The following is a 20,768-nucleotide window of genomic DNA, read 5'->3' on the forward strand; positions in this document are numbered from 1 at the left end:
ATGTCCCGACCTGACTTGCGACTGACCGAAGGCGACAGCGGCCTGCGTGTGAGCCACCTGCGCAAAGCCTACCGGAAGCGCGTGGTGATCCGCGACGTGACCATGCGGCTGGACCGGGGCGAGGTGGTCGCCCTTCTGGGCCCGAACGGGTCGGGGAAGACCACGTCCTTCTACGCCATCGCGGGGCTGGTGAACCCCGACGCGGGCGAAGTGCTGATCGACGGGCACGACGCCACCTACCTGCCGATGTACCGCCGCGCCCGGCTGGGCATCGGCTACCTGCCGCAGGAGATGTCGATCTTCCGGGGACTGAGTGTCGAGGACAACATCGGCGCGGTGCTGGATATCTCGGAGCCCGACACCCACAAGCGGCGCGAGCGGCTGGAGGAGCTGCTGGGGGAGTTTTCCATCGAGCACCTGCGCCGCGCGCCTGCGCTGGCGCTGTCGGGCGGCGAGCGCCGCCGGGTGGAGATCGCCCGCTGCCTTGCCGCCGATCCGAAGTACCTTCTGCTGGACGAACCCTTCGCCGGGGTGGACCCGATCAGCGTGGGCGATATCCGGCACCTGGTGGCGGACCTGAAGACGCGCGGCCTTGGCGTGCTGATCACCGACCACAACGTGCGCGATACGCTGGAACTGGTCGACCGGGCCTACATCCTGCACGACGGGCAGGTGCTGATGTCGGGGACCCCGGAAGAGGTGGTGCAGAACGAGAACGTGCGCCGCGTCTACCTGGGCGACAATTTTCGCCTTGTGTGACCCTGTGGCGTGCCGCGGCGCAGCATCCTTTGCCCCGTGCACGAAAAATTCGCAAATCCGGCGTATGAGCGTCGGCGGACGCCCGGATTTGAACCACTCTGTCACTCCGGTTTGCATTGACACACGAGGGGCTTTCCACCTCAAATGGCAACATGGTGCTCTGTATTGCGGCATGTCAGATCTTCCGACTCCCGGCTTTCCGGGTCGGTCGCGCGCTGACCGCATGCGGGCGCCTTTCCTGAACCGGCACCTTTCCGGCCGGGGGTATGGCGCCCCCGGAGGAAGTGTCTGGTGATAAGAGAGAAGGACGGATCATGCGTTACCAGATCACGGGCAAACAAATCGACATTGGCGAAGCTTTGCAGACCCACGTTCAGACCGAGCTTGGCTCGGTGCTGGAGAAGTATTCCCAGCGCCCGACCGACGCGACCGTGATTTTTTCCAAGGCGGCCCATGAGTACGTGTGCGAGGCCGTCGTCCACCTTTCGAGCGGGCTGAATGCAGCCGCGAAGGGCCATGCCACTGAAATCTATGCGGCGTTCGACGCCTGCACCGAGAAGATGGACAAGCAGCTGAGGCGCTACAAACGGCGTCTGAAGGACCACCACAAGGACCGTACGGAACCTGTTGAATTTCTCGGGGCCTCTTCGTATATCCTCGCGCACGATGGCGCAGACGACGCTGCCGAACCCGAAACGCTTCAGCCGATCATCGTGGCGGAGATGGAGACCAAGATTCCCTCCCTGTCCGTCGGTGAAGCCGTGATGCAGATGGAACTGGCCGGCGCCCCGGTGCTGGTGTTCCGGAACGAAAAGAAAGACGGAGTGAATGTCGTCTACCGGCGCGACGATGGCAACATCGGCTGGATCGATCCATGATCCGTATCCCGTGTTGACCGGTAACCGATTTTCTCCAGAGGCTGGATGATGAAGTTTAGCAATCTGCTGAAACCGGATGCCGTGAAGGTCATGGGCTCCTGTTCGTCGAAGAAGCGGCTGATGCACGACATCGCCGACCTCGCCGAAAGCGCCCATGGCCTGCATGCCCAGCGGGTCGTCGAAGCCCTGATGGAACGGGAATCGCTGGGGCCGACGGGTGTCGGCCACGGCGTCGCCCTGCCGCACGCTCGGGTGTCGGGCCTCGACGAGGTGCTGGGTGTGTTCATGTTGCTGGAACGGCCGATCGACTTCGACGCCGTCGACCGGCAGCCGGTGGATCTGGTGTTCTCGCTCTTCGCGCCGGAAGAGGCGGGGGTCGAACACCTGAAGGCGTTGGCGCTGGTGTCACGCACATTGCGGGACGCGGGGCTTTGCACGAAACTGCGCGCCAATCCCGACCCGGCCACGCTTTTCACGATCCTGACGGAGTTCGAGACGGTCAAGGCCGCCTGAGCCCGCGACTGCCGGCAGGACGGGACTCTGGCTTCGCCATTCGCCCGCCCGCCGGCCCTTCAACCCGAATGACCCATTGGCCCCAAGCTGCCTGATCGGCGGCCCGTGGAAACGTGGAATTCAGGTATTTGGACCAAGATGAAGGAGCAACCGTCCTGCCCTTCATCTTGGCGGAAATACCTCGGGGAGCGCGAGGGGCGGAGCCCCTCGTACCGCTGACGCCGAAGGCGTCAGCCCCAGGTATCGAAGCCGAACATCAGGTAGTCGCGCTGGTAGGCGTCCTGGGCGAGGGCTTCGATCTCCTCGTCGTAGATCTGGGCGAGGCCGAAGGGGGCCTTGTTCGGAACGGATTCGGGGTCCGGCGGGGCGGGGTGGCCGACCTGCATGGCGAGCGCGGGCAGGTAGTCGGCAGCTTCGGTTTCGCGGATGATCATGTCGGGCAGGGTGAAGTCGCCCATGCCCTGGATGGATTGCGCCTGCGTCGCCCAGTGACCGTCGACACGGACGGCGGTCTGGCCGGAGAGGTTGGCCTTCACCCAGCGCAGCCAGGCGGTGAAGGCTTCGCGGTGGGCGTTCACGTCATAGTCCGCGCCGGGTTCGCCTTCGGGGATCGGCAGGGCGTGCACGCGGCGGAGCGTCTGGCGGATGCCCTTGAAGCTGCCCTTGCCGGTGGAGAGGATCTTCGAGCAGAAGGCCTCGTGCGCGCGGGCGAGCGGGTGGCGGATCACGGTGAAGCTGCGGTGGCCGGGGCGTTCGCGTTTCCAGGCGCGCAGGCTGCCCTGGGTGAAGTCGCCGGTGAGCTGTCCGGGGTTCACGCCGTCGAGCGCCGCCATCCAGTCCGTCACCATGGTTTCCGGGCCTGAGCGGATCGGCATGTAGAGGAGCGGCGTCCTGGCGCAGGCGAGGTAGCCGGGCACGACCGGGCCGCGGCGCGGTTCGAAGTTGGGCGTCCGCGTCAGGTTGAAGCTGTCCTGCCGGGAGAGCGCCTTCTGCATCTCGTCGAAGTTCTCGACCTTTTCCGACAGCGGTTCGGGGTTCTGCCGTTTCAGCGCGGTGTTCAGGCTGTCGAGCTGCGCATTGCAGCCGAGCCAGCGCGCCAGCCCGTTCATCACAGCCACGTCCTGCAGGTCCTCGTAGGCGACGTAAAAGGCCGTCTGCGCCGTGGTCTGCAGGGCGTTCAGGAGTTTCACCTGGAAGGCCTGCAGCCCGTTCACATGCGCCTCGAACTCGCGCGCGTCGAAGCGGGCCTTCGCCTCCTTGCGCTTCTTAACGTTGGTCAGTTTCCACTGGCCGGTGGTGCGGGCGATCTTCCACGACACATAGCTGTCGACCGGGTTCCGGGTCAGCACGATCTTGGCGATCTTCGGGTCGGTCAGCAGGGTGTCGAGGATGCGCGGGTCGTGGTCGTGGAAGTAGCGGAAGCCGCCCAGCCCGCCGGGTGTCGCCATGCGGATCTGGGTCAGCAGGCATTCCGGGTCGCGGTCGCGTTCCGACTGCACGATGCCCAGCACGTCCGTGGCGTTGGGATAGCCGATGAAATGCGGGTTGAACGCCTCGCCAAAGCAGGACAGCCCGTCGAAGGCGTTGAGGTTGGCTTCGAGGAAATTCGAGCCGGTGCGCATTTCGGCGAAGACGACGAAGCAATCGAACTTGGGCATGGATTATTTCTTTACGAGGTAGGGTTTGCGCGTGGTGCCCCGGCTGTTGCGCGGGGCGGGATCGACGGGGAAATCGCCCATCAGGTAGGGGTGCATGCCCTGGTTCTTGAGGTTCTGCAGGAACTGGCCGAAGCCGGTCAGGTCTTCGAGCCTCGGCGCCTCGGCCAGTCGGCGCAGGGATTTCTGTCCGATCTCGTCGATGATGACCTGCAGCGGCTCCATCGGGCTTTCGATGAATTCGGCCATGGACCAGATGCGGATGCGGGCCTTCACGTCCGGGCTGCGCAGGGTGTCGAGCATCCGGCTTTCGACCTTCTGGAGGCGCGCGGCCTCCGCCCGGATGTCGGCGAAGTTGGCGTTGGACTTGAAGAGCGGCACGGCCCAGGCGCCGGAGATCACGGAGATCTGGGCGTTGGGGTCGCGCGACACCGGCCAGAGGATCTGCGGGTTGTCGCGGGGGCCGTACTGGAAGCACTGGCGTTCGCCGCGCGTGTTCCAGATCAGGTTGGTCAGGAAGGCGCGCGGGTTGGCGTCGCGCAGCCTGGCATTGTCGGAGAGGGCGCCGTTGATGAGCGTCTGGCCGCCGGTGAACTCTGCCCGTTCCGGGGCGTAGAGGTGGCCATGCACCTGCGCGCCGGTGGCACGCGCCAGCCATTGCTCGAAGTCGATGAACAGCTCGGAAAAGCCCTGGAAGACGGAGTACTTGCCCGCGGTCACGCCGTTTTCCCAGCCGTAGTTCGGGAAGCGCGACTGCATGTAGAGGCCGGGGCGCCCGCGGGTCCGGCGGTCCACCGCCTTGGCGAAGATGCGGTCGATCTTGCCCGGGTTGGGTTCCTGCCGAGACATGGCGCGGTTGGGATCGGTGAGGAAGGCGTCGTAAAGCCGGTCGGCGTGCGGCCAGATCTTGCGCGCCACGAAGCAGTCGGAGCGGCGCAGCAGTTGCAGGTGGTCGTCGTAGAAGATGTGCGGCTTGCCCTGGAAATCGAACTTCGACAGCGTGAGCGAGCGGCTTTCGATCTGTGTGGAATAGACCCGCGCGAGTGTCTGGAAGTAGCTCTCGTCCGGGATCCAGACGTGTTTGAAGTAGGCGTCGTAGCGCCGCCGCTCCGGATCGCCGAGGATGGCCGACAGCGTCTGCCGCGTGAGGCACCACCACTGAGAGCCCATGTGCGGGATGATGCCGTTGGGGATGTGGCGCTTGTAGCCGGTCATGCGCTGCAGTTCGACGAAGCTGTCGAAGAGCATCCGGTTCTTGCGCCAGGAGAAGGGGAAATGCAGCGTGAAGCGTTCGTGGTCGAGCCCGCCCACCGTCCACGGCACGTCGGCGGTCGTGGCGCTTTCGATGAAGTCGGTGCGGGGGCGTTCGGCGAGGTAGCTGGTCAGCTCTTCCACCGGGCGCAGCGGCAGGCAGGAGCCGGAGGCGAGGTAGACGTGGCGCACCTCCTCGAAGCTTTTCAGCATCAGCTCGGACGCGTCCTGCGAGGCGGCGACCAAGCCCCAGGTGCCCCATTCGCAGCGGTGGCGTTTCGAGAAGAGGATGCCCGGTGTCTGCGACAGGCGTTCGCGGAAGGCGTTGTAGCTGGCGCGGGGGACGGCGCTGTCGACGTGGATGACCACCGGGCAGCCGCCCTTGGCCCAGTGCAGCGCCACCTGTTCGGCCCGGTCGAAGGCGGTGTGGACCAGCATCACGATACCGACGCTCATGCCCAGTTCCCCTTGGACATGATGCCGAGGATCTCGAGCTGGCGCCAGTTGATGTACTTCTCCGACCACTTGCACCAGAGGTCGGGGTTCTCCTTCACCCCTTCGGCGTAGGCGATGTATTCGCGGGAGGCGCCGTAGTGCTGACGGCGCTCAAGCTCTTCCTCGGCCTTCTTCGAGAAGGTGTCGAGGAACTTGGTGTGCAGCAGCACGCCCGACGCCTTTTCGCCGCCCCATTCGTCGTAGATCAGGTTCAGCCCGCGCGGCAGCAGGTTGTGGGTGGAGGACATGTAGGCGTACTTGCGGTCCCAGCGGACCAGCGGGATCTTGTTGAGGGCGGGCGCGGCCTCCGGCATCTCGGTGAAGAACATGCGGGCGCGTGGGCCGCCCTGGATCCAGAGGTTGCCGAACTGCGGGTTCTTGGAGATCGTGTAGTTGCCGGCGTCAAACCAGTTCGCGATCTCCAGCGGGTCCTGCCCGGCGCTGTAGGGATAGAGGTCGATCCGCCCCTTGGGATACATGTCGAGCAGCATCGCCGAGAACGACTTGATCGACGAGGCATCGAGCCAGTCGGTCAGGGCGCGCAGGGGCCGGGTGTCGCAGAACGGGTATAGCAGAAGCTCGTCGGGATCGACGGTCAGGCACCAGTGGTCGTGCCCGTACTTCATCAGCAGCCAGTTCATCCAGTCCACGCCGAAGCGCGACCGCTTGTAGCTGGCGCGGGTGGTCCAGACCGACACGTCCGGCTGGCGGCGCAGGTAGTCGAGCGAGCCGTCGTCGCTGTCGTTGTCCACGAACAGGAAGTGGTTCACCCCCATCTCGCGGTAATACTGGAGGAAGTACGGCAGGCGCACGCCCTCGTTCCGCTGGGTGGAGAACAGCAGCAGGTCGGAGGGGCGGATGTCGGCTGTGCGGTCGGCGACGGGCCTCAGGTCGCGGCGTTTGCGGAACGCGCGAATACGGCAGCGTCGCCTCCGCAGCCGCAGCTTGTATGACTGCCAAGCACCCAACGTCTCTTGCCCTTCTCATCGGCCGGCGTCCCGGTCGAATGCCTCTGCTCCGGCTATCAGAGGTGCGTTAAGACTGCCTTGAAATGGTCGTCCCACGTCGGGGGCACCATGGGGGGCTGCGTCGCAACGCCTGCCTTGTGGTCTTGTGCCAGCTTCCTGATCGCCTCGATCCATAGATAACTGTCATTGACGTTCGCGTAAACGGGATAATCTCCCAGCACTTCGCGGAAGATAGGGAGGTCGTTGCAGATCACCGGCACGCCCATCGCAGCGGCCTCCAGCGGCGGCAGGCCGTAGCCTTCGGTGAAGGACGGGAAGAGCATCCCGGCAGAGCCCTTGACAAGCGAGAAGACCTCCGCATCGCCGAGGTTGTTGTACTCGAACACGCGGGGCGGTTTCTGGTCGAGGCGGGCAAAGACGTCCTCGCTCATCCAGCCGCGCCGTCCGATGATGACGAGATCGGCGTCGGGGATACGGTCCCAGATGTCCAGCAGCAGCCTGTGGTTCTTGCGGATCTCGATGGTGGAGAGGATCACGAAATAGGGGTTCTCGCCCGGCGGCGGGGCGGGTTTCACGTCGTGCACGGGCACGTCGATGCCCAGGTGCCCGGTCACGGTGCGCGGCGTGCGCGGGGCGGCACACCGCAGGACGTCGTCCTCCGTCACCTTCGAGTTGCACAGGATCACATCGGAATAGTCGATCATGCGGTCGAAGAAGTCGGCGAAGCGCTTGCCGTTGCGGTCGTCGCAGAACTGCGGCCAGTCGAGCGGGATGGTGTCGTGCAGCATGGTCGCGATCGTCGGCTGGATGGTGCGAAGCGCGTCGAGGAACCGGCGGGTGGCCGTGGTCAGGCCGACGTTGAAGTAATGCGTGCCCTTCGGCAGGTGACGCCCCAGCATCTTCGGAAGCCGGGTCGAGCGGCAGCGGGCCAGTGCAACGCGCCGCACGTCCGATTCCGCCGCCGCACGGTTTTCCGTGTACTTCCGGCGAAAGCGCGAAAGCAAGTCGGGACGGCCCCACCGGTTGTCCCGCACGCGGTCGCGCAGGTCGGCCATGCCCGCGCGGTCCAGAAGCAGATAGCCCACGGCGGTCCGCAAGATGGCGAAACACGGCACCGACGTGTCTTTGACGAAATAGTCGAGATAGGCGTATTCAACGCGGTCGACGCCGGTCAACCGGTCGCCGGCCCGCGAGACCAGGCGCGTCACCTCGAGGAGACGCGCCTGCCCGATTCCGTCATTTTTCATAGTGCCCGTTCCGGTGCCACCGCCACGCATCCGCGATCATCTGCGGCATGGTCGAGCGGTGGGCGACCCAGCCCAGTTCGTCCTGTGCGCGGACAGAGCCGGAGACCAGCTTTGTCGCATCACCGGCCCTGCGGGGGCCGTCGGAAGAGGGGACCTCGGCGTTGGTCACGGTGCCCGCGGCGGTGATGACCTCGCGCACGGAAAAGCCCTTGCCGGTGCCAAGGTTGAACACCCGGCTGCCTTTGCCGTCCTTGAGCCACTTCAGCCCCAGTACATGCGCATCCACGAGGTCGCAGACATGCACGTAGTCGCGGATGCAGGTGCCGTCCGGGGTGTCGTAGTCGGTGCCGTTCACCGTCAGCGCCGGGCGCTGGCCGTCGACGGCCTCGAGCATGACGGGGATCAGGTGGGTTTCGGGGCGGTGGTGTTCGCCGATCTCGCCCTCAGGATCGCCGCCCGCCACGTTGAAGTAGCGGAAGATGACGTGGCGCAGGCCGTACGCGGCGCCGAAGTCGCGCAGGATGTCCTCTACCGCGCGCTTCGACGCGCCGTAGGCGTTCAGCGGCTCCTGCGGGGTGCTTTCGTCGAGCACGACATTGTCGTGCTCGCCGTAGGTCGCGCAGGTGGAGGAGAACACGAAGTCGAGGCAGCCGGCGGCCACTGCCGCCTCGATCAGGGTCAGCGAACCGCAGACGTTGTTGCGCCAGTACATGCCGGGCTTTGCCATGGCCTCACCGACCTGGCTGAGCGCCGCGAAGTGCATGACGGCCACGGGTTCGTATTTGCGAAACACCTCGTCCAGACGGGCGCGGTCCATCAGGTCACCCTGTTCGAAGGGGCCGAACTTCACCGCGTCCTGCCAGCCGGTGACAAGATTGTCATATGTCACCGGCGTAAAGCCTGCAGCCTTCAGCGCCTTGCAGGCATGGCTGCCGATGTACCCGGCTCCGCCGGTAACCAGAACGTTCGTCACTGTCTTATTCGGCGGCCTTGCGGGTGGACATCAGTTCCTGGAGATAGCCTTCCAGCTCTTCGCGCAGGTCGTCGCGGGCAAGGCCGAAGGCGACGGTCGCCTGGAGGAAGCCCGCCTTGGAGCCGCAGTCGAAGCGCTGGCCGCGGAAGCGGAAGCCGTAGACGCCGCCGTCCTCCTTGCCGATCTCCTGCGCGATGGCGTCGGTAAGCTGGATCTCTCCGCCGGCGCCGGTCTGCTTCGCGTTCAGGTTCTTGAAGATCTGCGGTGACAGGATGTAGCGGCCGATGACGGCCAGGTTGGACGGTGCGTCCTTCGGTTCCGGCTTTTCGACCATCCCCTTCACCTTGACCATGGAACCCATGTCTTCCTCGACGTCGAGCACGCCGTAGGCCTTGGTCTTTTCCTGCGGGACTTCCATCGCCGCGACCATGTTGCCGCCGGTTTCCTCGTAGGCCTCGACCATCTGCTGGAGGCAGGGCTTTTCGGACGCGATGACGTCGTCGGGCAGCATGACCGCGAAGGGTTCGTTGCCGACCAGCTTGCGCGCGCACCAGATCGCGTGGCCGAGGCCGAGCGCCTTGTGCTGGCGGATATAGGCGATCTCGCCGGAGTCCATGTTGGTGGACTTCAGGATGCTCAGCAGCTCGTCCTTGCCCTTCCTCTTCAGCTCCTGTTCGAGCTGCGGGGCATGGTCGAAGTAGTCCTCGAGCGCGCCCTTGCCGCGCGAGGTGACGAAGATGAATTCCTTGATGCCTGCTGCACGCGCCTCATCGATGGCGTACTGGACCAGCGGACGGTCCACGAGCGTCATGATCTCCTTCGGCACGGACTTCGTCGCGGGCAGGAAGCGGGTTCCGAGGCCTGCAACCGGGAAAATTGCCTTGGTGACCTTTTTGGGCATCCGTATGCTCCTTTTTTGCTATCGGATGGTCATTTCGAAATCGGTGTCTTGAGGTTGACCGGACCTTCGCGTGCAACCAATGAAAACGCCAGCAGTTTGGTTCCAATTTATGGCACATTTAGTGGGGTGACGCCAATAAATGGGCACGTTAACCACGAACGTTTTGTGTCCGAAGCACTTCTGAGTCAACCCTGCGTTGAAAATTCCAGGCCTGCCAGATACGGCCTTTCCGGAGGCTTCGCCCGAACAGTCCGCCGGTCTGTTCCCAGACGCCGGACTCGGTAAAAGCCACGCGGTGATAACGGCTTCCGGGGCTCATTATATAGAGTGAAACGATGGCCCCTTCGGCGGCTTTCGCGGCGGCGGTCCTGCGCAGAGAGGCCGCCTGCCAGATGCGTCCGGACAGCCGGATGCGCGGCGCGCCGGGCCGCCCGGGATAGGGCAGGAAGCCCTGCGCGGCGCGGGGGATTTCCGGGCAGCGGTCGAGGATGCGCTCCGCGCCTTCTCGCCCGCCGCGCCGGAGTCCGCGCATCAGGCGCCGGACGTCCAGCGGATCGAGCGGCCCGCGCTGCATGTAGCCCAGAAGCCGCGCGCGCTGGTCCCCGACGAAGCGGTCCCATGCGGTGGCGCGTGCCTCTTTCGGGCAGTGCTTGCGCAGGAACGCCTGCTGCGAGGCGCCGATCTCCGTCAGGTCGCGCGGGGTCCGGTCGGGGGCGCGGCGGGCGCTTTCGGCAAAGCCGTGGTGCACCTGCGCCAGGGGCACGATGGCCGTCGCCAACCCGCGCCGCGCCAGCCGCAGGTTCAGGTCGGTTTCGTCGAGGTAGAAGCGGAACGCGGGATCGAAGCCGCCCATCCGGGCCAGCACGTCGCGGCGCAGCGCCATGTTGGTGCCCTCGGTCTTGATCGCGCGGTCGGGGGTAGGGTGCAGCACGGTCGGCTGCGTGTCCGACACGTCGAGCGGTGTGGCCTGGCCTGTGGCATCGACCGTGCGGGCGGTCCACTGGAAGGTGATGCCGTTGCGCCCGATCACGAAGCCCCCTGCGGCGGCGACCTCTGCGCTGTCGAACGGCGCGGCGAGGTGGGTCAGCCAGAGCGGTTCGGGCACGGCGTCGTCGTCGATGAAGGCGACGATCTCGCCGGCGGCGCGGGAAATCCCGAGGTTGCGGGCCGCCGAGATGTTGGGTTCGTCGTAGGGGACCTGCTTGATCAGGTCCGCATCCGCCCGCTGCGCGAGCGCCGCCAGCCCGGCAGGGCAGGCGACGACGATGACCTCGAAACCCGGATAGTCGAGTTGCGAGATGCCGGTCAGGCAGCGCATGAGGGCAGCGGGCCGGTGCCTGCTGACCACCACGATGCTGACCGGCAAGGCCATGGTCAGCCCTTCTTCAGGTCGACCCCGGGTGCGAAGGCGATGAAGAACGGGTTGGCGAAGCCGTCCTTGCCGTAGGACAGCGCGGAGTGGTCGTCGAAGCGCACGACCTTGCCGCCCGCACCCGCAAGCACGGCGTGCCCGGCGGCGGTGTCCCATTCCATCGTGCGGCCGAGGCGCGGATAAAGGTCGGCCTCGCCGGTGGCGACAAGGCAGAACTTCAGCGAGGAACCGGCGGAGGTCATGTCCTTGACGTTGTACTGCGCGATGTAGTCGTCGGTGGCCTGGTCGCGGTGCGATTTCGAGGCGACGACCATCAGCGAGTCGTTGTTCGGCTCGGTCACGCGGATCGGCTTTGTTTCGCCCGGGGTGGCGGGGTCGAAGGGGCCCATCTCCTCGACCGAGTGGCCGACGGAATTGGTGTAGAACATGCGGCCCTTGGCGGGGGCATAGACGACGCCGCGCGTGGGCACGCCTTCCTCCACCAGCGCGATGTTCACGGTGAAGTCGCCGCGGCGCTTGATGAACTCCTTGGTGCCGTCGAGCGGATCGACGATCAGGAAGGTCATGGCGGAGGTGTCGTGCGAGGCGGCCTGCTCCTCGGTCACGAGCGCCACCTCGGGGAAGACCTCGCGCAGCCCGGCAGAGATCAGGGCATCGGCGGCCTCGTCGGCCTCCGTCACGGGGGAGGCGTCCGACTTCGTCTTCACCTCGAAATCGGGGGAGTCGTAGATTTCCATGATCTTGTCGCCCGCTTCGAGGGCGAGGCGGCGCATGACGGTCATCAGTTCCGAATAATTCATGGAAAGCTCCTTTGGCGCCCCGGTCCCGCGTCCGGCGGCGATTTATTGATTTGCAACGCTACTGGCCTTATGCTGCCGTTTACAAAGAACGGCAAGGATGCCGCACGATATGGCAGAGCAGAGCGCTGCAGAATGCACGCGCATCACGGAGCAGGCCTATGTTTCAATCAACAACGCGACCGAAGTCCAGTCTGGGCTCGGCGTTGAACATCGCCGAACTGGTGTATCACAACTCGGTTCGCGCGGTGCGGAAGGCCCATGGCAACGCCTTCATGGCGATCTTCATGAACATGCTCCAGTCGATCATCTTCGTGCTGGCCTTCTACTTCATGTTCCAGATCATGGGGATGCGCAGCGCCGCGCTGCGGGGCGACTTCATGATCTACATCATGACGGGCGTCTTCCTCTACATGACGCACACCAAGACGATGGGCGCGGTCGCCGGATCCGAAGGGCCTGCCAGCCCGATGATGCAGCACGCGCCGATGAACACGGCCATCGCCATCGCCGCCGCCATGGTGTCGACGCTCTATATCCAGGTGCTGTCGCTGTTCGCGATCCTTTTCGTCTACGACGTGGCCTTCAACCCCTTCGTCATGCAGGAGATCTATGACCCGATCGGGTGTCTCGCGATGCTGCTGCTGTCGTGGTTCTCGGGCGCGGCGATCGGCATGGTGGTGCTGGCGGTCAAGCCGTGGTTCCCGACGCCGGTCAGCATCCTGTCGACGGTCTACCAGCGGGCCAACATGATCGCCTCGGGCAAGATGTTCGTGGCCAACACGCTGCCGGGATACATGCTGGTGATGTTCGACTGGAACCCGTTGTTCCACACCATCGACCAGTCGCGCGGCTATGCCTTCGTGAACTACGTCCCGCGCAATTCAAGCTGGGAATACGCGTTCTACCTGTCTATCGTCCTGGTGATGATCGGGCTGATGGGGGAGTTCTACACCCGCAAGCATGCCTCGGTTTCCTGGGGCGCGCGGCGCTGAGGACTGCTGCGCCCCGGCCTATGGGAGGGCAGGGACGATGCGCGGATTTCTGGCAATTCTGGTGACGCTCTGGACGGCGGTTTCGGCCGCGGCGCAGGACGGGTCGCTTCCGGCGCTGCACCGGGTGACCGGCGTGGCGGCGGACGACGTGTTGAACGTGCGCGCGGGGCCTGCGGCGGATACGGAGATCGTGGGCACGCTGGCGCCCGGTGCGACCGGGGTCGAGGTTGTCCGGACAGAGGGCGGCTGGGGCCTGGTGAACGCAGGTGAGCGGGCGGGCTGGGCTTCCCTTCGGTTCCTGGAGGCGGAGCCGGGTGGCACGCTGGCCGAGGCCGGCGTGCTTGGCTGCTTCGGGACGGAGCCGTTCTGGAACCTGCGGATCGCGCCGGGCGCGACGGCGGTCCTGACCTCGCCGGAGAACATGGAGGGCGACGGCTACGGAATCGGGGGGCTGAGCCGGATGCCTTCACCGCTGGAGAAATACCTGGTGGACGGCAGCGGGCCTGCGGGTGCGGTCACGGCGATCATCCAGCGCGCGGCCTGCAACGACGGCATGTCGGACCGGGCCTTCGGGCTGGATGTGTCCGTGGTGCTGTCCGGCGACGGGCGGCGGATCCTGTCCGGCTGCTGCACGCTGGGTGAGTGAGCCGCCGCTTTACGGGCGCCCCGACTGGTGCCCCGGCGGGCACCAGCAGCCCACCCTCCAAGCCGCGGCCCGTGTCCGTGCAGCTCAGGTGACGACGCGCAGGGTCAGGTTCAGCCGTCCGCCGTCGGGGAACAGCGTGGAGGTGCCGGGGCGCAGGCGGTCGATGCCGTGGAACGCGCGGCGGGACGGGCCGGTGAGCAGCACGAGGTCGCCCGACGCCAGCCAGACGGAGCGCGTGGGATCGCGGCGGCTTTCCCCGCCCATGCGGAAAAGCGCGTCGTCGCCCAGCGAGACCGAGAGCACGGGGCAGTCGTAGTCCTGTTCGTCCACGTCCTGGTGCAGCCCCATGCGGGCGTCTTCGGCGTACCAGTTGATCAGGCAGCATTCCGGCGGGCGCGGGCTTTTGGCGTAGGTGTTCCAGAGCGCCATGATGCTGTCGGGGATCGCGGGCCAGGCCGTGCCGTTGGGGTGGGTCTCCTCGTAGCGGTAGCCCTTCGTGTCGCTGATCCAGCCGAACCGGCCGGCCGCGCTCATCCGCACCGACATTGGGCCGCGGCGGGTGCGCGGGCGGAAAAGCGGGGCCTGTTCCAGCACCTTGCGGACGTCGGCCACCACCCGTTCCTGGGCGGCGCGGTCGAGGGCCGCGGGGAAAATCTCGAAACCTTGGCGGGAAATACGCTCCATGCGTCACATCTGGCGCCTTGAAAACGATCTGCCAAGGATTTGTCGCGTAATGAACGTCCCGGAAGGCCCGAATCCACGCAAATTGGCCCCTCGCGGACGCTTGGCAAAGGTGGAGGGCCTCCTTATATACCCTCCGAACGCGCTGGCGGGGCCACCGCCCGCGTCAACCGATGCGGGGCGCGGATGCCGAAACGGGTCCATGGCCTCGCGGTATCGCCTGAACTTGAAAAAGGGATCGAAAACATGGGTAAGGTAATTGGCATCGACCTCGGGACCACCAACTCCTGCGTCGCCATCATGGATGGCAGCCAGGCCCGGGTGATCGAGAATGCCGAAGGCGCGCGCACGACGCCTTCGATCGTTGGTTTCACCGAAGACGAGCGGCTGGTTGGCCAGCCCGCGAAGCGTCAGGCGGTGACGAACCCGGAAAACACCGTCTTTGCCGTGAAGCGCCTGATCGGCCGTCGCACCACCGACGCCGAGGTGACGAAGGACAAGGACATCGTTCCGTACAAGATCGTCGACGGCGGCAACGGCGACGCATGGGTCGAGATTCGCGGCGAGAAGTACTCGCCGTCGCAGATCTCTGCCTACACGCTGCAGAAGATGAAAGAGACCGCCGAGTCCTACCTTGGCGAGGAAGTCACGCAGGCGGTCATCACCGTTCCGGCGTACTTCAACGACGCCCAGCGTCAGGCCACGAAGGACGCGGGCAAGATTGCCGGTCTCGAAGTGCTGCGGATCATCAACGAGCCGACGGCAGCCGCACTGGCCTACGGTCTGGACAAGAAGGACGCCAAGACGATCGCGGTCTATGACCTCGGCGGCGGCACCTTCGACGTGACCATCCTCGAGATCGACGACGGCCTGTTCGAAGTGAAATCCACCAACGGCGACACGTTCCTCGGCGGTGAAGACTTCGACATGCGGATCGTCAACTACCTCGCGGACGAGTTCAAGAAGGAGCACTCCGTCGACCTCCGCAAGGACAAGATGGCGCTCCAGCGTCTGAAGGAAGCGGCCGAGAAGGCGAAGATCGAGCTTTCGAGCGCGACCCAGACCGAGATCAACCAGCCGTTCATCTCGATGGGCTCCGGCGGTACGCCGCTGCACCTTGTCATGAAGCTGACCCGTGCGAAGCTGGAAAGCCTCGTCGGCGATCTCATCAAGGCGTCGATCAAGCCCTGCCAGGCGGCCCTGAAGGACGCAGGCCTGACCACCTCCGACATCGACGAAGTCGTTCTGGTCGGCGGTCAGACCCGCATGCCGAAGGTCATCGAAGAGGTGACCAAGTTCTTCGGCAAGGAGCCGCACAAGGGTGTGAACCCGGACGAAGTCGTCGCGATGGGCGCCGCCATCCAGGCCGGTGTCCTGCAGGGTGACGTGAAGGACGTGGTCCTTCTGGACGTGACCCCGCTGTCGCTGGGCATCGAGACGCTGGGTGGCGTGTTCACCCGCCTGATCGACCGCAACACGACGATCCCGACGAAGAAGTCCCAGGTCTTCTCGACCGCCGAGGACAACCAGAACGCCGTGACGATCCGCGTGTTCCAGGGTGAACGCGAGATGGCTGCCGACAACAAGATGCTCGGCCAGTTCAACCTCGAGGACATCCCGCCGGCACCGCGCGGCATGCCGCAGATCGAAGTGACCTTCGACATCGACGCCAACGGCATCGTGTCGGTTGGGGCCAAGGACAAGGGCACCAACAAGGAACAGAAGATCACGATCCAGGCGTCTGGCGGTCTGTCGGACGACGACATCGAACGGATGGTCCGCGAAGCCGAGGAGAACGCCGAAGGCGACAAGGCCCGCAAGGAGCTTGTCGAGGCGAAGAACCAGGCAGAAAGCCTCATCCACTCGACCGAGAAGTCGATCGAGGAGCATGGCGACAAGGTCGATCCGTCGACCATCGAAGCCATCGAGCTGGCGGTTGCCGCGCTGAAGGACGACCTGGAGAAGAACGACGTCACGGCTGACAAGCTGAAGTCGGGCATCCAGAACGTGACCGAAGCGGCGATGCGTCTCGGCGAGGCGATCTACAAGGCGCAGGCCGAAGGCGGCAACGACGACGCGGACATGGGTGGCGACAGCCGCAACTCCGCGTCGGACGACGACAACATCGTCGATGCCGACTTCGAGGATCTGGACGACAACAAGCGGGCCTGAGGCACGCGCCCGGAAACTCAGAAGGGGCCGGTCCGGATGCCGGGCCGGCCCTTTCGTTCTGACCGAGGGTCAGATTGTTCGGGCCGAGAGGAGGACTTGAATGTCCAAGCGTGACTATTACGACGTGCTCGGGGTCAAAAAGGGCGCCTCTGCGGAAGAGCTGAAGAAGGCCTACCGGGCCAAGGCGAAGGAGCTGCACCCGGACCGCAACAAGGACAACCCTGACTGCGAAGCACTCTTCAAGGAAGTGAACGAAGCCTACGACGTCCTGAAGGACGCCGAGAAGAAGGCGGCTTATGACCGTTTCGGCCACGCGGCCTTTGACGGCGGCATGGGCGGCGGTCCGCGTCCCGGTGGCGGTGCCCACGGCAACGCGGATTTCGCCAGCGCCTTTTCGGACGTGTTCGACGATCTGTTCGGCGACTTCATGGGCGGCCGCCAGGGTGGACGGCAGCGGGCGGCGCGCGGCGCCGACCTGCGCTACAACCTGCGGATCAGCCTGGAAGATGCCTTCAACGGCATGGCCAAGACGATCAACGTGCCGACCTCCGTCCAGTGCGGTGTCTGCAACGGCACCGGCTCTGAGGGCGGATCGGAACCCACCACCTGCCCGACCTGTTCGGGCATGGGCAAGGTGCGCGCGACGCAAGGGTTCTTCACGGTCGAGCGGACCTGTCCGACCTGTTCGGGCATGGGGCAGATCGTCAAGAACCCCTGTGGCAAGTGCCACGGCGCGGGCCGTGTCCAGAAGGACCGGGCGCTGTCGGTCAACATCCCGGCCGGGGTGGAGACGGGCACGCGCATCCGGCTGGCCGGCGAAGGCGAGGCGGGGATGCGGGGTGGCCCTCCGGGCGACCTTTACATCTTCATCGAGGTGGAGCCGCACAAGATCTTCGAGCGTGAGGGCACGGAGCTGCACTGTCGCGTTCCGGTGTCGATCACCGCGGCAGCACTTGGCGGCGACATCGAGGTTCCGACCATCGACGGCGGCCGTTCGCGCGTGAAGATCCCTGCCGGGTCGCAGTCCGGTCGGCAGATGCGTCTGCGCGGCAAGGGGATGCCTGCCCTCCGGGGCGGTCTGGCCGGTGACATGTTCATCGAGCTTGCGGTGGAGACACCCGTCAACCTGACCGCGCGCCAGAAGGAACTGCTGAAGGAGTTCGACGAGCTGTCCGAGGACAACAACCCGGAAAGCTCCAGCTTCTTCAGTTCGGTCAAGAACTTCTGGGATTCGATGAAGGGGTAATGCCCCGCGGGCTGCTCCGGTCATGCGGCCGGGGTCCTGTGACATCTTCGGGGCGGGGCGGATCATCCGTCCCGCCCTTTGTCTTGAGGGGCGCTCTTGCCGGAAAATTGCCGACAGGAGAGACACTTGGAACGATTTCAACCGACCCGGGGTTCACCCTAGAGTCATTTACCGAGCCATTGGGGAGCGGCGCACAGGATGTTCGACTGGATCACGAGCCTTATCGACGGCATGGGAGCGTTCGGCGTCGCCCTGCTGATGTTCCTCGAGAACGTCTTCCCCCCGATCCCCTCGGAACTGATCATGCCGCTGGCCGGCTTCAACGCCGCGCGGGGCGACATGTCGTTGTGGCTGGTGATCGTGTCCGGCAGCATCGGGTCGCTTGCGGGGGCGTACCTCTGGTACTGGATGGCGCGCAAGATCGGTTTCGACCGGCTGTGCAGCCTGTCGCACAAGCACGGCCGCTGGCTGTCGATCTCTCCGGACGAGCTGGACCGGGCGAATGGCTGGTTTGACCGGCACAAGGGCAGCGCCGTGCTGATCGGGCGCCTGATCCCGACCGTGCGGACGCTGATCTCGGTCCCCGCCGGGGTGCGCCGGATGCACCGGGGCAAGTTCCTCGCCTACAGCGCGGTCGGCACCTTCGCATGGACCACGGCGCTGACGATGGCCGGGTACTGGCTGGAAAGCGGTTACGACGTGGTGTCGGCATGGCTCGACCCGGTGTCGACGGCGGTCGTGGTCGGGCTGGTGGCGATCTACGTCTGGCGCGTGGCGACCTACAATCGCCGCAATCCGCAGGAAGCCTCCGGCAAGGCCGAGGAAACGAGTTAACCACTTGTTCACGGCGCGCGGTGCAGGCTGGCAGCATGACTCGCGCGCGATCCTTCTCCGACTCACAGGCGGCGCTCTTCGATCACGAGGAGGCGCCCCAGGCCGCACTGGCACCGGCGGAGAAGCTGCCGTCCTACATCAAGGATCACCGCGCCCGGCTGAGGGAACGCTTCCTGTCCGGCGGCGCGGATGCCCTGCCGGATTACGAGATGCTTGAACTGGTGCTTTTCCGGGCGATCCCGCGCCGCGACGTGAAACCGCTGGCGCGGCAGTTGCTGGAGGTCTTCGGCGATTTCAACGGCGTGCTGTCGGCCCCCGCCGCCCGGCTGGCAGAGGTCAGCGGCGTGGGGGAGGCGGTGGTCTGCGAACTGAAGATCGTGGAAGCGGCGGCCCATCGGCTGGCCCGGTCCCGGGTGATGCAGAAGCAGGTGCTGTCAAGCTGGGACGCCCTGCTGGCCTATTGCCAGACCGCCATGGCGCATGGCGAGATCGAGCAGTTCCGGGTGCTGTACCTCGACCGCAAGAACGTGCTGATCGCGGATGAGCGGCAGGCGCGCGGCACGGTGGATCACGTTCCTGTCTACCCGCGCGAAGTGGTCAAGCGGGCGCTGGAACTGAACGCCTCGGCGCTCATCCTCGTGCACAACCATCCATCGGGCGACCCGACGCCCTCGGCGGCGGACATCGAGATGACGGCTCATATACAGGCGGCGGCGGAAGTGCTGGGCATCGTGCTGCACGACCATCTGGTGATCGGCAAATCACGGGAGATGAGCTTCCGGTCGGAGGGGCTGCTTTAGGGCCGTGTCAGGGCGTTACTTCACCCAGACCTCGACCCGCCTGTTCACCTGACGCCCCCAGGAGGTGTCGTCGCAGGCCATGGGCATCGCCTCTCCGAAGGCATCGAGGGCCAGTTCCACGCGACTGAGGTCGGCGGTTTCGGCGGTGACCTCGACAGCGGCCTTCACCGCCTCGGCACGGCGGCGGGCGATGGTCAGGTTGGCATCCGCAGGCCCGGCCCCGTCGGAGAAGCCGACAAACAGCAGCTTGCGCCCGTCGTAACGCCCGGCCTCCAGATCGTGCGCCAGTTGCAGCACGTTCGAGCGGGACTGCGCATCGAGCCGGGAAGAGCCGGTCTCGAACCGGAAGGAGGTCGTCAGGCGGCGCATGGGCACCAGCGTGCCGGTCAGGCGCTTGAGCGTGGTCAGGCCGCCCTCTCCCTGCGCGGTGAGGATGGCGTTGGACAGCCGGTCGCCCTGAAGGTCGGCGCTGATCTCCTCCGCGGCCTGATCGACGAAACCGGCGCGGCGGATGACGATCTGGGCCTGCGGGCTGCGGGTGAAGCGCAGGAAGTCGCGCGCCAGAGCCGGCAGCCGCCGGGCAGGCACGTAGAGGAAGGCCGGGGCGGTCAGCGGATAGTCCTCGGTCTTCACGGCGCGGCGCGCGGCGCGCATCTGGAAGCCGCAAGGCCCCGTGAGGTCCAGCGCCTTGGCGTTGCCGATGTCGGAGAAGCTGGCGAGCCCGATGCCGAATGGATCGCGCGTCACCGCCGTCGCCAGGGCCGTGTTGGAGCGGTGCCGCCGCGCGGGGCCGAGCGTTGCGCGGGCGGGCTTCAATAAGCGGTCCTCGATGCCCTGCGCGAGGCCGGAGGCCTCGTCGCGCATGTGCACGGTGATCGGCGCGTCGGGGCCGCCGAAAGCCTGCCAGTTCGACTGGCTGCCGGAGAGGATGGCCACGAGATCGGACATGGACAGCGAGTCGACCGGGTTGCCCGGCGCGACGATCGGCACCACCGCGTCGAGGGCCAGGACCGTCGAGCGGGTGGACAGCGTCAGGTCGCCCAGCCCCGCCTCGCGCGCGCGGCGCGCCTCTTCCCGGCGGATTTCGCGCAGGGCCATGACGATGTCGGCGTCGTCCGCCAGAAGGTCGGCAAAGCCTTCGTCGGTGTTGGAGACGTGGACGTGGAATCGCCCCACCGTCTTGCCGGTGTCGTCGCTGGTCAGGTCGTAGCGGAAATGGGTGTCGTCGACCTTTGTCCGCTCTGCCGACATGGCGTTGCGCAGGGCAAAAGCCTCGATAAGGGCGGGCAGGAGGACCCGCCCGATGGTGGCGGAGCCGGAGACCTCGATCTCGGCCACGTAGTCGACAAGGGAGGGACAGCCGATGCCGGTGCAGCTGACGCCGGAGCCGTCCACCGTCAGCACGCCGAACTGGGTGTCGATGCGGTAGAATTCGCCGTCGAAGCCCAGGAGGTTGCCGCTCAGCTCGATGGAGCCGTCGCGGGACCGCAGCACGATGTCCTGAGCAAACGCCGAGGCGACCTGCATGAAAAGGAAAAGTGCGGCGAAAACCGCCGCACGTCTGATCGCCATGAAGGTCCTCGTC

The 20,768-nt window shown here is 65.7% G+C and carries 19 protein-coding genes; 9 read left to right on the forward strand and 10 right to left on the reverse strand.

The annotated features are described in order from the left end of the window. From lptB to CDO87_RS11255, 3 genes are all read left to right on the forward strand, one after another. Window positions 1–759, forward strand: coding sequence for an LPS export ABC transporter ATP-binding protein (lptB, locus tag CDO87_RS11245; protein ID WP_100928868.1), 759 nt, complete (start codon window positions 1–3; stop codon window positions 757–759). Window positions 760–1,073: 314 nt separating this feature from the next. After that, the gene (gene hpf, locus CDO87_RS11250) at window positions 1,074–1,637 is read left to right on the forward strand and encodes a ribosome hibernation-promoting factor, HPF/YfiA family (protein ID WP_100928869.1); all 564 of its coding nucleotides are present in this window, start codon (window positions 1,074–1,076) and stop codon (window positions 1,635–1,637) included. A 48-nt stretch (window positions 1,638–1,685) separates the two neighbouring features. Further along, a complete protein-coding gene (locus tag CDO87_RS11255) occupies window positions 1,686–2,150 on the forward strand; it encodes a PTS sugar transporter subunit IIA (protein ID WP_100930931.1) in 465 nt (154 codons plus the stop codon). A 230-nt stretch (window positions 2,151–2,380) separates the two neighbouring features. Here CDO87_RS11255 and CDO87_RS11260 read toward each other — a convergent pair whose 3' ends face one another. The 8 genes from CDO87_RS11260 to cysQ all read right to left on the reverse strand — a co-directional run bounded on the left by CDO87_RS11260 (window position 2,381) and on the right by cysQ (window position 11,812). Then, window positions 2,381–3,808 (reverse strand): nodulation protein NodH, encoded by a 1,428-nt coding sequence (locus tag CDO87_RS11260; protein ID WP_100928870.1) that lies wholly within the window; start codon window positions 3,806–3,808, stop codon window positions 2,381–2,383. A gap of 3 nt (window positions 3,809–3,811) precedes the next feature. Continuing rightward, a complete protein-coding gene (locus CDO87_RS11265; protein ID WP_100928871.1) occupies window positions 3,812–5,512 on the reverse strand; it encodes a beta-1,6-N-acetylglucosaminyltransferase in 1,701 nt (566 codons plus the stop codon). Beyond that, window positions 5,509–6,519 carry a glycosyltransferase family 2 protein gene (locus CDO87_RS11270; RefSeq protein WP_100928872.1) on the reverse strand — a complete coding sequence of 337 codons (1,011 nt, stop codon included), beginning with the start codon at window positions 6,517–6,519 and terminating at the stop codon, window positions 5,509–5,511. Before CDO87_RS11270 ends, CDO87_RS11265 begins: the two co-directional genes overlap by 4 nt. A gap of 56 nt (window positions 6,520–6,575) precedes the next feature. After that, window positions 6,576–7,766 carry a glycosyltransferase family 1 protein gene (locus CDO87_RS11275; protein WP_100928873.1) on the reverse strand — a complete coding sequence of 397 codons (1,191 nt, stop codon included), beginning with the start codon at window positions 7,764–7,766 and terminating at the stop codon, window positions 6,576–6,578. After that, window positions 7,756–8,739 carry a UDP-glucose 4-epimerase GalE gene (gene galE / locus CDO87_RS11280; RefSeq protein WP_100928874.1) on the reverse strand — a complete coding sequence of 328 codons (984 nt, stop codon included), beginning with the start codon at window positions 8,737–8,739 and terminating at the stop codon, window positions 7,756–7,758. Before galE ends, CDO87_RS11275 begins: the two co-directional genes overlap by 11 nt. 4 nt (window positions 8,740–8,743) lie before the next feature. Next, window positions 8,744–9,640: a UTP--glucose-1-phosphate uridylyltransferase GalU gene (gene galU / locus CDO87_RS11285; protein ID WP_100928875.1), complete on the reverse strand. Its 897-nt coding sequence runs from the start codon at window positions 9,638–9,640 to the stop codon at window positions 8,744–8,746. A 148-nt stretch (window positions 9,641–9,788) separates the two neighbouring features. Next, window positions 9,789–11,012 carry a glycosyltransferase family 2 protein gene (locus tag CDO87_RS11290; RefSeq protein ID WP_100928876.1) on the reverse strand — a complete coding sequence of 408 codons (1,224 nt, stop codon included), beginning with the start codon at window positions 11,010–11,012 and terminating at the stop codon, window positions 9,789–9,791. A 2-nt stretch (window positions 11,013–11,014) separates the two neighbouring features. Further along, the gene (gene cysQ / locus CDO87_RS11295; protein ID WP_100928877.1) at window positions 11,015–11,812 is read right to left on the reverse strand and encodes a 3'(2'),5'-bisphosphate nucleotidase CysQ; all 798 of its coding nucleotides are present in this window, start codon (window positions 11,810–11,812) and stop codon (window positions 11,015–11,017) included. A gap of 158 nt (window positions 11,813–11,970) precedes the next feature. Here cysQ and CDO87_RS11300 point away from each other — a divergent pair, with 158 nt between their 5' ends. Together CDO87_RS11300 and CDO87_RS11305 are read left to right on the forward strand one after the other, a co-directional pair. Then, window positions 11,971–12,804 (forward strand): ABC transporter permease, encoded by an 834-nt coding sequence (locus CDO87_RS11300; protein WP_100928878.1) that lies wholly within the window; start codon window positions 11,971–11,973, stop codon window positions 12,802–12,804. 37 nt (window positions 12,805–12,841) lie between these two features. Next, window positions 12,842–13,450 (forward strand): COG3650 family protein, encoded by a 609-nt coding sequence (locus CDO87_RS11305; RefSeq protein WP_100928879.1) that lies wholly within the window; start codon window positions 12,842–12,844, stop codon window positions 13,448–13,450. An 84-nt stretch (window positions 13,451–13,534) separates the two neighbouring features. Here the strand turns inward: CDO87_RS11305 and CDO87_RS11310 are convergent, their stop codons facing one another. Then, window positions 13,535–14,134: an alpha-ketoglutarate-dependent dioxygenase AlkB gene (locus tag CDO87_RS11310; RefSeq protein WP_100928880.1), complete on the reverse strand. Its 600-nt coding sequence runs from the start codon at window positions 14,132–14,134 to the stop codon at window positions 13,535–13,537. Between the two features lie 243 nt (window positions 14,135–14,377). Between CDO87_RS11310 and dnaK the strand changes: the two genes are divergently transcribed. From dnaK to radC, 4 genes are all read left to right on the forward strand, one after another. Next, complete coding sequence (gene dnaK, locus CDO87_RS11315; RefSeq protein ID WP_100928881.1) at window positions 14,378–16,303, forward strand: molecular chaperone DnaK; 1,926 nt, start codon at window positions 14,378–14,380, stop codon at window positions 16,301–16,303. Between the two features lie 100 nt (window positions 16,304–16,403). Beyond that, window positions 16,404–17,549 (forward strand): molecular chaperone DnaJ, encoded by a 1,146-nt coding sequence (gene dnaJ / locus CDO87_RS11320; protein WP_100928882.1) that lies wholly within the window; start codon window positions 16,404–16,406, stop codon window positions 17,547–17,549. 198 nt (window positions 17,550–17,747) lie between these two features. After that, window positions 17,748–18,383, forward strand: coding sequence for a DedA family protein (locus CDO87_RS11325; RefSeq protein WP_100928883.1), 636 nt, complete (start codon window positions 17,748–17,750; stop codon window positions 18,381–18,383). Between the two features lie 35 nt (window positions 18,384–18,418). After that, entirely contained in the window at window positions 18,419–19,183 is a 765-nt protein-coding gene (gene radC / locus CDO87_RS11330; protein WP_100928884.1) for a DNA repair protein RadC, read from the forward strand. Window positions 19,184–19,198: 15 nt separating this feature from the next. Here the strand turns inward: radC and CDO87_RS11335 are convergent, their stop codons facing one another. Then, window positions 19,199–20,755 carry a substrate-binding domain-containing protein gene (locus CDO87_RS11335; RefSeq protein WP_100928885.1) on the reverse strand — a complete coding sequence of 519 codons (1,557 nt, stop codon included), beginning with the start codon at window positions 20,753–20,755 and terminating at the stop codon, window positions 19,199–19,201. Window positions 20,756–20,768 lie beyond the last annotated feature (13 nt).

Origin of the sequence: Sagittula sp. P11 (genome assembly GCF_002814095.1) — a bacterium.
Classification (GTDB): domain Bacteria; phylum Pseudomonadota; class Alphaproteobacteria; order Rhodobacterales; family Rhodobacteraceae; genus Sagittula.

What these genes read in the sequence shown, in the direction of transcription:
- lptB (WP_100928868.1), top strand. Translation starts at nt 1, where the DNA reads ATGTCCCGACCTGACTTGCGACTGACCGAAGGCGACAGCGGCCTGCGT.
- hpf (WP_100928869.1), top strand. Translation starts at nt 1,074, where the DNA reads ATGCGTTACCAGATCACGGGCAAACAAATCGACATTGGCGAAGCTTTG.
- CDO87_RS11255 (WP_100930931.1), top strand. Translation starts at nt 1,686, where the DNA reads ATGAAGTTTAGCAATCTGCTGAAACCGGATGCCGTGAAGGTCATGGGC.
- CDO87_RS11260 (WP_100928870.1), bottom strand. Translation starts at nt 3,808, where the DNA reads ATGCCCAAGTTCGATTGCTTCGTCGTCTTCGCCGAAATGCGCACCGGC.
- CDO87_RS11265 (WP_100928871.1), bottom strand. Translation starts at nt 5,512, where the DNA reads ATGAGCGTCGGTATCGTGATGCTGGTCCACACCGCCTTCGACCGGGCC.
- CDO87_RS11275 (WP_100928873.1), bottom strand. Translation starts at nt 7,766, where the DNA reads ATGAAAAATGACGGAATCGGGCAGGCGCGTCTCCTCGAGGTGACGCGC.
- galU (WP_100928875.1), bottom strand. Translation starts at nt 9,640, where the DNA reads ATGCCCAAAAAGGTCACCAAGGCAATTTTCCCGGTTGCAGGCCTCGGA.
- CDO87_RS11290 (WP_100928876.1), bottom strand. Translation starts at nt 11,012, where the DNA reads ATGGCCTTGCCGGTCAGCATCGTGGTGGTCAGCAGGCACCGGCCCGCT.
- cysQ (WP_100928877.1), bottom strand. Translation starts at nt 11,812, where the DNA reads ATGAATTATTCGGAACTGATGACCGTCATGCGCCGCCTCGCCCTCGAA.
- CDO87_RS11300 (WP_100928878.1), top strand. Translation starts at nt 11,971, where the DNA reads ATGTTTCAATCAACAACGCGACCGAAGTCCAGTCTGGGCTCGGCGTTG.
- CDO87_RS11305 (WP_100928879.1), top strand. Translation starts at nt 12,842, where the DNA reads ATGCGCGGATTTCTGGCAATTCTGGTGACGCTCTGGACGGCGGTTTCG.
- CDO87_RS11310 (WP_100928880.1), bottom strand. Translation starts at nt 14,134, where the DNA reads ATGGAGCGTATTTCCCGCCAAGGTTTCGAGATTTTCCCCGCGGCCCTC.
- dnaK (WP_100928881.1), top strand. Translation starts at nt 14,378, where the DNA reads ATGGGTAAGGTAATTGGCATCGACCTCGGGACCACCAACTCCTGCGTC.
- dnaJ (WP_100928882.1), top strand. Translation starts at nt 16,404, where the DNA reads ATGTCCAAGCGTGACTATTACGACGTGCTCGGGGTCAAAAAGGGCGCC.
- CDO87_RS11325 (WP_100928883.1), top strand. Translation starts at nt 17,748, where the DNA reads ATGTTCGACTGGATCACGAGCCTTATCGACGGCATGGGAGCGTTCGGC.
- radC (WP_100928884.1), top strand. Translation starts at nt 18,419, where the DNA reads ATGACTCGCGCGCGATCCTTCTCCGACTCACAGGCGGCGCTCTTCGAT.
- CDO87_RS11335 (WP_100928885.1), bottom strand. Translation starts at nt 20,755, where the DNA reads ATGGCGATCAGACGTGCGGCGGTTTTCGCCGCACTTTTCCTTTTCATG.